Source organism: Sphingomonas bacterium, assembly GCF_028289855.1.
GTDB lineage: Bacteria > Pseudomonadota > Alphaproteobacteria > Sphingomonadales > Sphingomonadaceae > Sphingomonas.
This window is the reverse complement of record NZ_JAQGKZ010000093.1, coordinates 1-12,648: the sequence shown is the minus strand read 5'-3', so window position 1 is coordinate 12,648 and position 12,648 is coordinate 1. Positions and strand designations below refer to the sequence as shown.

Annotated in this window: 14 protein-coding genes; all 14 read right to left on the bottom strand. The window is 66.1% G+C overall.

Features of this window, described 5'->3' with window-relative positions:
* On the bottom strand, nucleotides 1–1,243 hold a 1,243-nt coding region (locus tag JWM94_RS10815), incomplete at its 3' end, for an amidohydrolase family protein (RefSeq protein WP_299426390.1).
* A gap of 32 nt (nucleotides 1,244–1,275) precedes the next feature.
* Complete coding sequence (locus JWM94_RS10810) at nucleotides 1,276–2,415, bottom strand: serine hydrolase (RefSeq protein WP_299426387.1); 1,140 nt, start codon at nucleotides 2,413–2,415, stop codon at nucleotides 1,276–1,278.
* A 37-nt stretch (nucleotides 2,416–2,452) separates the two neighbouring features.
* Entirely contained in the window at nucleotides 2,453–3,352 is a 900-nt protein-coding gene (locus JWM94_RS10805; RefSeq protein WP_299426384.1) for a flagellar motor protein MotB, read from the bottom strand.
* Between the two features lie 115 nt (nucleotides 3,353–3,467).
* Nucleotides 3,468–4,331 carry a flagellar motor stator protein MotA gene (motA, locus tag JWM94_RS10800; protein WP_299426381.1) on the bottom strand — a complete coding sequence of 288 codons (864 nt, stop codon included), beginning with the start codon at nucleotides 4,329–4,331 and terminating at the stop codon, nucleotides 3,468–3,470.
* A gap of 121 nt (nucleotides 4,332–4,452) precedes the next feature.
* The gene (gene flgL, locus JWM94_RS10795; protein ID WP_299426378.1) at nucleotides 4,453–5,346 is read right to left on the bottom strand and encodes a flagellar hook-associated protein FlgL; all 894 of its coding nucleotides are present in this window, start codon (nucleotides 5,344–5,346) and stop codon (nucleotides 4,453–4,455) included.
* Between the two features lie 5 nt (nucleotides 5,347–5,351).
* Complete coding sequence (flgK, locus tag JWM94_RS10790; RefSeq protein ID WP_299426375.1) at nucleotides 5,352–6,701, bottom strand: flagellar hook-associated protein FlgK; 1,350 nt, start codon at nucleotides 6,699–6,701, stop codon at nucleotides 5,352–5,354.
* Complete coding sequence (locus JWM94_RS10785; RefSeq protein WP_299426372.1) at nucleotides 6,698–7,051, bottom strand: rod-binding protein; 354 nt, start codon at nucleotides 7,049–7,051, stop codon at nucleotides 6,698–6,700. The genes flgK and JWM94_RS10785 overlap by 4 nt, the downstream gene beginning before the upstream one ends.
* Nucleotides 7,048–8,148 (bottom strand): flagellar basal body P-ring protein FlgI, encoded by a 1,101-nt coding sequence (locus JWM94_RS10780; protein WP_299426369.1) that lies wholly within the window; start codon nucleotides 8,146–8,148, stop codon nucleotides 7,048–7,050. The genes JWM94_RS10785 and JWM94_RS10780 overlap by 4 nt, the downstream gene beginning before the upstream one ends.
* A 71-nt stretch (nucleotides 8,149–8,219) precedes the next feature.
* Nucleotides 8,220–8,909: a flagellar basal body L-ring protein FlgH gene (locus tag JWM94_RS10775; protein WP_299426366.1), complete on the bottom strand. Its 690-nt coding sequence runs from the start codon at nucleotides 8,907–8,909 to the stop codon at nucleotides 8,220–8,222.
* Nucleotides 8,909–9,697, bottom strand: a complete 789-nt coding sequence (gene flgG / locus JWM94_RS10770) for a flagellar basal-body rod protein FlgG (RefSeq protein ID WP_299426363.1) — start codon at nucleotides 9,695–9,697, stop codon at nucleotides 8,909–8,911. The genes JWM94_RS10775 and flgG overlap by 1 nt, the downstream gene beginning before the upstream one ends.
* 13 nt (nucleotides 9,698–9,710) lie before the next feature.
* Entirely contained in the window at nucleotides 9,711–10,457 is a 747-nt protein-coding gene (gene flgF, locus JWM94_RS10765) for a flagellar basal-body rod protein FlgF (RefSeq protein ID WP_299426360.1), read from the bottom strand.
* A gap of 22 nt (nucleotides 10,458–10,479) precedes the next feature.
* Nucleotides 10,480–11,748 (bottom strand): flagellar hook protein FlgE, encoded by a 1,269-nt coding sequence (locus JWM94_RS10760; RefSeq protein ID WP_299426357.1) that lies wholly within the window; start codon nucleotides 11,746–11,748, stop codon nucleotides 10,480–10,482.
* Nucleotides 11,749–11,775: 27 nt separating this feature from the next.
* A complete protein-coding gene (locus JWM94_RS10755) occupies nucleotides 11,776–12,459 on the bottom strand; it encodes a flagellar hook capping FlgD N-terminal domain-containing protein (RefSeq protein ID WP_299426354.1) in 684 nt (227 codons plus the stop codon).
* Nucleotides 12,459–12,648 (bottom strand): flagellar basal body rod C-terminal domain-containing protein (locus JWM94_RS10750; RefSeq protein WP_299426351.1); only part of this gene is annotated, 190 nt, incomplete at its 5' end. The genes JWM94_RS10750 and JWM94_RS10755, both read right to left, overlap by 1 nt.

Genomic DNA, 12,648 nt, shown 5'->3' with positions numbered 1-12,648 from the left:
GCGCGAATGTGCCCCAGACGCGCGGATGACCGCCCGATGCGTCGCTGTCGGTCATCACCCAGGGCTGTTTCATGAACGCGGCGATATCGGCCTCGCTCATGTTGAAGCTGACCGTCGCCGGATCGCCGAGGCGGATCGTCGCAATCGCGGCGGAGATCGGGTCGGTCTTCATCGTCGCCGCGATCTGGCTGAGGTATTTGCCGCGGTATTTCCCCTCGGTGATGAGAAGCGTGGCAGCACCGCCGCGTTTGCGCATCCCCTCGGCCATGTCGGCGCGGAGCTTGGGTTGGAGCGCGGGCGTGTCGAACCGCTTGATCAGCGCCGCCGTCCCGCCGTCCTGCGCCCAGAGGGGGACGAGGCTGGCGACCAGACTCGTGCCCGACGCACTCCACGGATATTGGCTCGCGGTGATGTTGACGCCGGCCGCGCGTGCCGCATCGATCTTCGCGATGATCGCCGGCGCCATGCCCTGCACGTCGACGCCGAGCGCCTTGATGTGGCTGATATGGATCGGCATGCCGGTCGCGCGGCCGATCGCGATCGCCTCGTCGATCGCCGCCGCGAGGCCGACGGTGTAGCTGGATTCGTCGCGGATATGGCTGTCGTAATATCCCCCGCGCTTCGCCGCTTCGGCGGACAGCGCGATCACCTCGTCGGTCTTGGAAAAACTCTGTGGCGCGTAGAACAGGCCGGTCGAAAACCCGATCGCGCCCTCGCACATGCCTTTTTTGACGAGCGCCTTTTCGCGGTCGAGCTCGGCGGCTGTCGGCGCACGGTTGGCGCCGCCGATCACTTGGCCCCGGATCGTGCCGAAGCCGACATAGGTCGCGAAGTTGATCCCGATCGGCTTGGCCTTCGGGCTCGCCAGCACCCCCGCGACATCGGTCGATCCGCCGCCGTCATTGCCGATGAACGCGGTGGTCACGCCTTGCAGCAGGAAGGCCGCGATCAGCCGCGTCTTGGGGTTGGGCGAGGCGAGCCATTCGCCGGCATGCGTGTGCGGATCGATGAAGCCGGGGGCGACGATCATCCCGCTCGCGTCGATGGTGCGTATGGCCGTCATGTTCAGATGCAGGCCAACCGCGACGATCCTGTCGCCCTTCACGGCGACGTCGCCGGTGAATGGCGCGGCGTCGCCGGTATAGACAGTGCCGCCCTTGATCAGCAGATCGGCTTGGTCGGGCGAGGCTGCCCCCAGCGAGCAGCCGGCGAGGAGGCCAATCAAGGCGATACGTATCGTCACGCCGCCGATCCTCCGCGTGGTGCGCGTGCGCGTCAAGGCCGCGCCAGATTCTCTTCGGTCAGCGTATAGGCCGACTTCGTGCCGGGCTCGTTGGGCACGTCGGTCGCGAAATAGGCGACGCCGGTGCCACGCGCGGGATCGATGAACAGCCCCGACTTAAGGCCGTACGCGTCGCCGAGATGCCCGAACCGCGGTCGCGAATCGCGAAACGCGTCGTCGCGGCATCCCTTGGTCGGGATCGCGGTCAGGATGACGCCCAGCCCGTAACTGCAAGCCCAGCCCTCGCCGATATCGCCGTTCGCGCCGTCATAGGTCCATTGCGGCGTGATCATCGTCTTGACCGAGGCGGGGGTGAGCAGGCGGACGCCATCGACCTTGCCGCCGAGCATCAGCAGCCGCCCGATCTTGGCGAGGTCGGGCATCGAGATATGCAGCCCGCTCTGGGGCGCGAAGGTCGCGCCGTTGCGGCCCGCCTGCCAGCGCGACAGGTCGCAACTCCCGTCGCTTGCGGGGGTGACGGGGCAAGCAGGGCGCTTGCCGTGATTGTCGTCGCGCGTGACGACGCCAGCGCGATACAGCACGACGCCACGCGCGATCGTCGCGTCGTCGCAGGTGTCCCATTGATAGCACGCCTTGAGCCTGAGTGGCCGGATCACCAGCCGGTCCATCAGCCGGTCGAACCGCTCGCCGGTCGCGCGCTCCATCACCGCGGCGACCACGGGGAAGTTGAAATTGACGTAGCGAAAGTACGTGCCCGGGGCGTGGTTCGCGTCCCATGCTTTGGGATCGGCCAGCACCTTCTGCATGTCGCCGTCGAGCGGCAGGACATAGTCGATCGTGTCGGTGAGGCTCGAGCGGTGCGATAGCAGCAGCCTGAGCGTGATCGGCGTATCGGGGAACGCCGGGTTACGGAATTTGTAGCCCAGATAGGTTGACACGTCGGCGTCGAGATCGAGCTTGCCCGCCTCGACCAGCCGCATCACCCCGATCGCCGTCACCAGCTTCGAGATCGACGCGATCCGCACCACGCTGTCGGGCGTCACCGCGCGGTTGGCGGCGGCGTCGGCCAGGCCTTCGCTGGCGACCGACGTTACGCCGTCCTTGTCGAAGGTGACGCGGACGCTCGCGGCGGGCTGCGCGGCGGCGGCGAGGAGGAAGAGGAGCGGTCCCATGGCGCGAGGCTAGTCCCGCGCGCGCCATCGCCGCAAGCTATTGCTTGAATGACCCCGCGCGCCACAGGAGCGTGATCGACACGCGGCGGTTGCGTGGATCGGCGGGGTTGTTCTCGATCATCGGTTCGCGGTCGGCGACGCCTTCGATGCGGTAAAAGCGCGGTTCGGGGGTGCCGCCCGCCGACAGCCGGCGCCGTGTCGCCTCGGCGCGGCCCGACGACAGCATCCAGTTGTTCATCGCATTGGGGTCGCCATAGCCGAGATTGTCGGTGTGGCCGCGGATCATGATCGGGTTTTCGGTGCCCTGGATAGTCTGCGCGATCAGGCCGATCAACTTGTCGGCCTCGGGCACCAATTGCGTCGTGCCCAGCGCGAACATCGAATAATCGGCGTCATCGACCAGATCGATGCGCAAGCCGTCGCGCGTCTGGACGAAGCGGACATGGCTCGCCAGCCGCTTGAGCGGCGCGGCCTGCATCGCCATCGTCAGACGGCGCTTCATTTCTTCGAAATTCTTCGAATCCTCGGCATTCATCTGCTGCTGCTTGAGCGAGCCCTTGTCGCCCGACCCGACCTGGTTACCGCCGGTCGCGCCGATCGGGATGGTCATCGACCGCGTGCCCGTCTGCGCGGCGCGGTTGGGGTAATTGTCCTTGTCGGTGATCGACGATCCGCCGAAAATGCCGTTCGACCCGGCGCTGTTTTGCTTGAGCTCGACCAGGGTCGGCGCGAAATAATCGGCGATCGACTTGCGCTGTTTCTCGGTCGTCGCGCCGAGGATCCACAGCAACAGGAAGAACGCCATCATCGCGGTCACGAAGTCGGCATAGGCGACCTTCCACGCGCCGCCATGGTGTGCGCCGTGACCCTCGATATAGATTTTCTTGTAGATGATCCGCGGGGGCTGGTTGGAGCCATGCGGCGCGCGCGCGGCCATTTTATGCGGCTCCCGACGGAGCCGGGCGGCACCGGCCCACTCCCCCACCCGGCCGCCCAATCAGGGTACGATCGTGGGCGGTCGGGTGGGGGAGTGGGCTGGTGCCGCTCACGCGTCAGCGTCCACGAAGCCCGTCGAAGACTTCGGCGAAGCCCGGCTGGTTGGTGTGCGCGATGCCCGAGCGCGCGGCCTCGATCACCAGCGGCTGGGGATGGCCGTGGAGCGAGGCGATGATGATCTGCTTGACGACGTGATAGATCGCCGCGTCGGCGTCGATGATCTGCTTCAACCGGCTGGCGAGCGGCCCGACGATGCCATAGGCGAGCAGCACGCCGAGGAAGGTGCCGACCAAAGCCGACCCGATCATTGCGCCGAGGATCGCGGGCGGCTTGTCGATCGATCCCATCGTCTTCACCACGCCGAGCACCGCCGCGACGATGCCGAGCGCGGGGAGCGCGTCCGACAGCGACTGCAATGTCGTCTGCGGCCCCTCGACCGCATGGTGGTGCGTCTTGATCGCGTTATCCATCACTTCCTCGACCGCGTGCACGTCGAGCGTGCCCGACGAGACGACGACGAGCCGCAGCGTGTCGGCGATCAGGTTGGTCAATGTGTGGTCGGCGAGCAACCGCGGATATTCGGCGAACACGGCGGAGGATTTGGGATCCTCGACATGCGGCTCGAGCGCGATCGGCCCATCCATCCGCAGCATCTTCATCAGCTTCGACACGAGGAAGATGACGTCGAGATAATCCTGTTTCTTGTATTTCGGGCCCTTCATGACCTTCATCACGCCGCCGCCCAGCGCCTTCAATTCCTTGGTCGAATTGCCGATGATCAGCGCGCCGGCCGCGGCGCCGCCGATGATCAGCATTTCGTGGGGAATAGCCTCCATGATCGGCCCCAGCGCGCCGCCCGTGAAGACGAACCCGCCGAACACCATCGCCAGCAAAACAACGAGGCCGATGACCGGAAACATTAGTGTCGAAAATCCCCCTTCGTTCCGCGGTCCGGGCCGGGCAAAGACCCGGCTAAATCAAGGGTTAATCGGGTTTGGTATCCAAGCCGTTAACCGTAACGGGGAAAGCCCCCGTTCTGGGCTATTTCAGGTAATCGAACAGCGACAGGTTGGAGAGCTTGGTGAAGCTCGCCTGCGCCGCCGACAGGATCGTCATCGTCTTTTGCAGATCGGTGATCGCCTGGGTCACGTCGGTGTCCTCGATCGCCGAGCGAGTCACTTCGCGGTCGGTGGCCAGGTCGGCCATCCGCGACGATTCGATGTCGACGCGTTGCGCGCGCGCGCCGAGCGAGCCCTGCACCGCCGAAACCTGGCTGTTCGACGCGGTCAATTTGTCGCCGACCGTGCTGGCAATTGCAGCGACGTCGCCCGTGCCGCGCAAGGCGGCCGAGAGTGAAGAAATGTCCGCGAGTACGTTGCCGCCGCTCGAATCGACGAACAGGCGCGACGCGGCCTCGCCGGGCGCGGCGCTCGACGAATCCCCGATCGGGATCGCGGTCGGGCCGGTGGTGGCGAAGGTGAAGCTGCCGTCCGGATTGGCGATGACGGCCGGGCTGTCGCCGCCCGCGAAGATCGATGCGCCGCGCGAATCCTTGGCATTGGCGAGGTCGGTCAGCGTCTTGACGATCGAATCGAGCTCGTCGGCGATGACGCTGCGGTCGCTCGCCGACAACGTCCCGCTGTTCGCCTTGACCGCCAGTTCCTGCGCGCGCTGGATTTCGTCGGTGATCGATTTGAGGCTGGTGTCGGCCTGGCTCAGTGCCGAGCTGACGATGGTGATGTTGCCGGCATAGGCCTGATCGTTGCTGCCGTCGCGGATCAGCCCCTGCAGCCGACGATACCCGACCGCGTCGTCCGACGGCGCGTTGAGTTTCTTGCCGGTCGAAACCTGGACCTGGAGCTTGTCCGCAGTCGCGGTCAGCGACTGGAGATTGCGCTGGTTCGACGTGTAGAATTGGTTGGTGCTGATCTGCATGATGCCTACCGGATGTCGATGATCGACTGGATCGTGTCGCGCGCGACCTGGATCACGCGGCTCGCCGCCGAATAGGCTTGCTGAAAGCGCATTAGATCGACCGCTTCGGTGTCGAGATCGACCCCCGACAGCGAATCGCGCGTGGTGACGGCATTGTCGCGGATCGTCCCCTGCGCGTCGGCGACCGACTTGCGCTGCGCCAGCGCCGAGGCGTTGGCGGTGGTCATGTCGACCACCTTGCTCTCGTAATTGCCGGCGGTGCGCAGGCTCGCGAAGGCGGCGAGGTTGCTGTTGTCGCGCTGGCCGCCGCCGACCGACGCCGCGGCGATGCCGCGCGGATCGTCGAGCGTGACCGATATTTGCGCGGTGCCCTTGCTAGCGTCGATCGCGAACATTGCGGTGCCGGCGATATTGTCGAGATCGCGGCCGCCCGCCTGGACGGTGTTGACCCCGTCGACGAAATTCTGCGCGATGCCCTGCAACTGGACGCGGGCGTCGGCGATCCGTTGCGCGCCGTCGACGATCCCGGCGAGCGCGCCGCCGGTGGGCGACATCACTTGTTCGGTCACCCCGGTCAGCACGCGGAAGGCGATCGCCCCGCTCGCATTGCGCGAATAGCCGACGGTTGAGGCCTGGCCGTTGTCGACCAGCACCGGCCCGCCGCTGCCGCCGACGTGGACCGATGCGCGGCCGGCATTGTCGTAGCTGACGTTGACGTCGGTCAGCGCGCTCATCGCCTCGAGCGTCTGGTCGCGCTGATCGAGCAGAGCGGCGTTGCCCGTCGTGCCCGGCGCGGCGCGGCCAAGGCCTGAGTTGATCCGCGCAAGCGTTGCGGCAAGCGAATTGAGCGACGACACGGTATCGCGTGTCGTGGTGTCGAGATCGGCGGAGACTCGGTCGAGCGAGGCGCCGGTTTCGCTGAACGCGCTGGCGACGCCATTGGCCGATTCGAGCATCGCCGATCGCGCGGCGGTCGAGGTCGGGTCGCCCGCCAACGTTGTTGCCGAGGTGAAGAACGAAGACAGCCGCGTGCCGAGTACGCTGCCGCTCAAGCTCGTTTCGATCCGGTCGAGCCAGCTCACGCTGGTCGCGGTCTTGGCGAGGTCGGCGCCCGAGGACAAAACCTCGGCGACCTTGAACATGTCGCCCGCGCGTTGCACGCCGATCACGGCGGCGCCTTCGCCGCTGCCGACCGATTGCGCGCTGATGCCGCCGATCGAGGCGACTTCCTTGATGTTGGTTGTGCGGCGCGAATAGCCGGCTGTGCCCGTGTTCGCGATATTCTCCGACACGGTGTTGAGCGCGACCTGGTACGCCCGCAACCCGCTCGCGCCGATCGCCAGCATGTCGCTCATGACGGCGTGCTCGCGCTATCGGTTGATGGCTTCAATGCCGCTTGGCTGCGCGCGAGGAATTCGGTCATCGCCTTGCCGATCCCGATCGGCTGGTGCGCGGCCATGCTTTCGGCGACCTTCTTGTCCTGCATGTCGCGGAACGTGTCCGAATTCTTGGTGTCGAACAGGCCGTCCTCGTCGGTGGTCAGCTTGGCCTGACGCATCGATTTCATCATCAGCCCGATGAACACCGCCTCGAACTGCTCGCCCGCCTTTTTGAGGTTGGCGGCCGAGCCGAGCCGGCTGGTGTCGAGCGAGATGCCCGTCGTCGGCGTGGTGGCCGTGGGGAGGGGAGCAGGGATATCGGTCACAGGATGATCAGCTCGGCGCGGAGCGCGCCGGCCTCTTTGAGCGCCTCAAGGATCGCGACGAGGTCCGACGGCGAGGCGCCGATCGCGTTCACCGCTTTCACGATGTCGGCAAGCTTGGGTCCCGGCGCGAGCAGGAACATCGGCTTCTTCTCTTCGTCGATCTGGACGCCCGATTTCTGTTCGGACGCGGTCTGGCCCTGGCTGAACGGCGCGGGCTGGACGATCGTCTGCTTCTCGTCGATCCGCACGGTCAGCTTGCCGTGGGTGACCGCGGCGGGACCGACGCGGACCGCCGAGTTGATCACGACGGTGCCGGTGCGTGCGTTGACGATCACCTTGGCGGGCGGTTCGGCCGACACGACATCGAGATTCTCGATCGCCGACATGATGGTCGAACGGGTATCGGCGCCGGCCGGCGCGTTGACGCGGATCGACACACCGTCGACCGCCTCCGCCACGCCGGCGCCGAAACGGCTGTTGATCGCGACCGCGACGTTCTGCGCGGTGGTGAAGTCCGACCGCGCGAGGTTGAAGGTGAGGCTGGGGCTGGTCTCGAACCCGGTGGCGACGCCGCGCTCGACCGTCGCGCCGTCGGGGATGCGGCCGGTCGAGGGGACGTTGACGACGACTTGCGACCCGTCCTTGCCCTCGATCCCGAGCCCGCCGACCGCGAGGTTGCCCTGCGCCATCGCATAGATTTGCCCGTCGGCGCCCATCAGCGGCGTCATGATCAGTGCGCCGCCGCGCAGCGACTTGGCCTTGCCCATCGAGGCGACGGTGATGTCGATCTTTTGCCCCGGCTTGGCGAATGGCGGCAATTCGGCGGTGATCATCACCACCGCCGCGTTCTTGAGGCCGGGATTGATCCCGGCGGGCAGTTGCAGGCCGAAGCGCGAGGCGACCGCCTTCACCGACTGGATGGTATATTCGAGGTTGTCGTCGCCGGTGCCCGCCAGCCCGACGACGATGCCGTAGCCGGTCAGCTGGTTGGTGCGGATCCCCTGGAACCCGCCGAGATCCTTGATGCGGTCGGCCGAGGCCGGGGTCGCGATGACTCCGGACAGCAGGGCGACAAAGGCAAGCAGGGTACGCAGCATGGCGGGTTTTCCATCAAAAGTATGAGAGGGTGGTCGCACGGCGATGGTTAAGACCGTGCTAACCATCGGTCCTAAAACGGGCTGATTACCGAGAAGAAACGGCCCAGCCAGCCCTGGCGGCCGGCGCGGGCGACGTCGCCCTTGCCGGTATAGGCGATGCGAGCGTCGGCGACGCGGGTCGACAGCACGCGATTGTCGGCGCTGATGTCGGCCACGCGCACGATGCCCTTGATCTGGACGAACTCGTCGCCGCGGTTGAGCGTGACGCGTTTTTGCCCCTGCACTTCCATCGTGCCGTTGGGATAGACCGCGACCACCGTGACCGAGACTTCGCCCGTCAGCGAGTTCGACTGGTCGGCCGACCCTTTCCCGTTGAAATTGCGGTTGCCGCTCAGGCTGAGGTCGGTCGGCTTGACCGCCGACAACAACCCGGTTGACGGCGGCGTAATGCCGAACCCGCCCCCCGAATCGAGCTTCGACGACGAGGTCTTCGATGCCGACATGTTTTCGACCAGCACGATCGTCAGCGGATCGCCGACGCGGCGCGCGCGCGTGCCTTCGTACAAAGCGGCATAGCCGTCCTGCGGCTGGAAGATGCTGCCGTTCGCCGGCGCGGGTGCGGGCGGCGGGGGCGGGGGCGCGGCGGAGAAATCCTCCTTCGGCTTTTTCTTGCCGAAGATGCCGGCCTGCGCCGGCGCCCCCGCGCTTAAGATGAGCGCGGCGGCGGCGCAGCTGGCGATCAGTTTGGTTGCGGTGCGCATCACAGGTTCTGGTTCACATATTTGAGCATGTCGTCGGTGGCCGAGATCATCTTCGAATTGACCTCGTACGCGCGCTGGCATTCGATCATGTCGACCAGCTCCTCGACGACGTTGACGTTCGACGCTTCGAGCATGCCCTGGCGCACGGTGCCGCGGCCGTCCTCACCGGCGATGCCGAGATTGGCGGCGCCCGATGCGGCGGTTTCGGTGAGATAGTTGTCGCCCTTCGACTGCAGCCCGCCCGAATTGGCGAAGGTCGCGACCTGGATCTGACCGAGCGTCGATGGTTCGGTCTGCCCGGCGACGGTGGCCGAGACGGTGCCGTCGGTGCCGATGGTGATCGCGGTCGTCCCCTCGGGCACGGTGATGCCGGGCATCACCTGGTAGCCTTCGTTGGTGACGAGCAAGCCTTCGGGCGAGCGCGAGAAATTGCCCGAGCGCGTGTAACCGAGCTGACCGCCCGGCATCTGCACCTGGAAGTAGCCGTCGCCGTCCAGCGCCATGTCGAGGCTGTTGCCGGTGGTCTGCATCGACCCCTGCGTGTCCATCCGCGCGGTGCCCTGGATGCGGACGCCGGTGCCGAGGTTGAGTCCGGTCGCATACTTGCTCTCGCTCGACGACGATGCGCCGGCGGCGGTCACCGTCTGGTACGACAGGGTCGCGAACGATGCGCGGTCCTTCTTGAACCCCGTCGTGTTGACGTTGGCGAGATTGTTCGAGATCACTCGCATCCGCATGTCCTGGGCGTCGAGCCCGGTGCGGGCGATATGCATCGCGGCGCTGCTCATCTCATTCTACTCCTCAGCTCGGCAGGCGCATGAGAGATGCGCCGCTTTCGTCCATGTCCTTGGCCGACTTCATGAGGTTGGCCTGTACTTCGTAAGCACGCTGGTTCTCGATCATGTCGACCAGCGCCTGCGTCATGTTGACGTTCGATTCCTCGAGCATCCCGCTCTCGCATTTCGCGTCCTCGTCGGTCGGCAGCACGCCGCCGCCCTTGACGTGGACCAGGTTGTCGACGCCCTTGACGGTCTGCGATCCCTTGGCGCTGACGAACTTGATGCGGTCGATGATCTGCGGGTTCTTGGCGTCGCCGCCGACCGGTACGATCGACAGCGTGCCGTCGCCCGCGATCGACAGCGAGCTCGCCGGCGGCACGGTGATGGGCGCCCCCCCGGACCCCATCACCGGGAAACCGTCGCCGGTTTCCAGTACGCCACTCGCCGAAACGTTGAGGTCGCCACGCCGCGTATAGGCTTCGCTGCCGTCGGTTGCCTGGACCGCCATCCACTGGTCGCCCGGAATGGCGATGTCGAGGTTGCGCCCGGTCGACATGATCGCGCCCGCCGAGCGGTCGAAATCCTTGACCTCCTCGGACGTCGGCTGACGGCTGTCGAAGCCGTCGCCCTTGAGCAACAGCGAGTCGAAATCGACTCGCTCGGCGCGAAAGCCGATCGTCGAGGCGTTGGCCATGTTGTTGGCGATCGCGGCCTGCGCCGCCATGTGCGCCTTCAGCCCCGACGCCGCCGTGTAGATCAGCTTATCCATGTGGTCCCCCCGTCAGCCGTCGTCAGCTGCGGATGTTGAAGATGGTTTCGGAAATCTGGCTGGCGGTATCGAGCGCCTTGGCGTTCGCCTGGAAATTGCGCTGCGCCGCGATCAGGTTGACCAGTTCCTCGGTGATATCGACGTTCGAGCGCTCGATCGTCGAGCTCATCAGATTGCCGAACCCGTCGACCCCGGCCGAGCCCAGCCGCGGGGCGCCCGACAGGCCGGTCGCCGCCCAGGTCGAATCGCCGAGCTGGCGCAGCCCCGCTGGATCGGTGAAGTTGGCCAGCACGACCTTGCCCAGCGACTGGACGTCGCCGTTCGAGAAGCTCGCCTTGACGACGCCGTCGCTGTCGACGGTGACGCCCTCGATCTGGCCGACCGCCTTGCCGTCCTGCGTGCGCGACGAGATGTTGAACGGCTGCGCCAACTGGCTGGTCGCGGCGCCGAAATTGAACGACGCCACCTGTGCGCTGGGTGCACCGGCGGGGGTGAAGGGATCGAACGTCGTCGCCGCGGTCGGCGCGGTGATGGCGCCGGTCGAATCGAAGGTCAGCGTGATCTTGTTGCTGCCGCCCGCGGTCAGCGGCACGTCGCCGACATAATTGTAGACTTCCCACGTGCTGTCCACGCCCGGTCCGGTCGATGCCGCGGTACGCTTGAAGTAGGTCGTCATCGTCTGCGGGTTGCCGTTATTGTCGAAGATCGTCGTCGCGGTCGATTGGTTGTAGCTCGACGGATCGAAGCGATCGAACGTCGCGGTGGTCGGGATCGCGCCCGCCGACGGCAAATTGACCGTCATGTTGATCAGGCTGGTCGGGACCGCGGTGCCGCTGGTCGCCGGGAGCTGCAGGCTCTTGGTCTGGTCGATGCCGGTCGCGACCACCGCGCCCGACCCATCGACCGGATAGACTTGCAGGTAATTGCCCTGCGCGTCGGTGACGTAACGGTCCTGATTGACCAGGAAGCCGCCGTTGCGCGTGAAGTTGACCTTCGACCCGTCGAGCTGCGGCTTGATCGCGAAGAAGCCGTCGCCCGAGATCGCGAGATCGAGGCTCGACGACGACTGGATCAAATTGCCCTGGCCGAACTGCTGACGGTTGGCCTTCACCACGACGCCCGATCCGGTCATCTGCGTCGGCGAGACGCTGACGCTCGACGCGATCACGTCGGCGAAATCGGTGCGGCTCTTCTTGAAGCCGTTGGTCGCAACGTTGGCGAGGTTGTGCGAGATCGTGTTCATCTCGGTCTGCGCGGCCTGAAGGCCCGAAAGCGACGTGTAGAAGGACATGGCGTGTTACTCCGAGGGGGTTGCGAGTCAGCCGACCTGACGGACGGCGGAAATGGCGACCGGGCCGAGCCCGGCAAGGTTGAGGACCGGGCTGCCGCCCGTCATCGACACCGAATTGACCGGCGCCCAGACGAGCGGCCGCGTGGCGACGGCGGTGCCGTTGTTAGTCGCGGTGGTCGTCACCTTGAACGGCCCCGCGCCGGCGTCCTGGCCGCTGTCGGTCTTGCCGTCCCAGTCGAACGTGGTCGTGCCCTGGCCGGTCTGGCCGAGGTTGAGCGTCTTGAGCGTCGCGCCGTTGGCGTCCTGGATCGTCACCTTCACATCGGTTGCGTCGCCGTCGAGCTCGACCGCGCCGGCGATCCCGCCGGTGGTCCGCCCGAACGCGACGTCGCCTTCGGTCAGCACGGTCTTGCCGACATAGGACAGGGCATCGGCGGTCGAGGTGCCGGTCAGCTTGGCGGCGATCGACTTGAGCGTCGTCGACATGTCGGTGATCCCCGACAGCGAGGAGAATTGCGCCATCTGCGCGACCATCTGGGTGTTGTCGACCGGGCTGAACGGATCCTGGTTCTGCAACTGCGCGGTCATCAGCTTGAGGAAATCGGCCTGGCCGAGCGTCTGCGACGCGGCGGTCGAGACGGTCGGAGTCGCGGCGGACCCGCTGCGGCCGACGCCGATGTTGGCGAGCGTGGTGTCGAAGGTGCTGGTCATCATGCTTTCCCAAGCTTGAGGGTGTCGACGATCAGCGACTTGGCGGTCTGCATCACTTCGACGTTGTTCTGGTACCCGCGCGCGGTCTCCATCATGTCGACCAGGTCGCGGGTTTCATCGACGTTCGATTCCCAGATGTTGCCGTCCTTGTCGGCCATCGGGTTCGACGGATCGTAGCGCTTGGTCGGT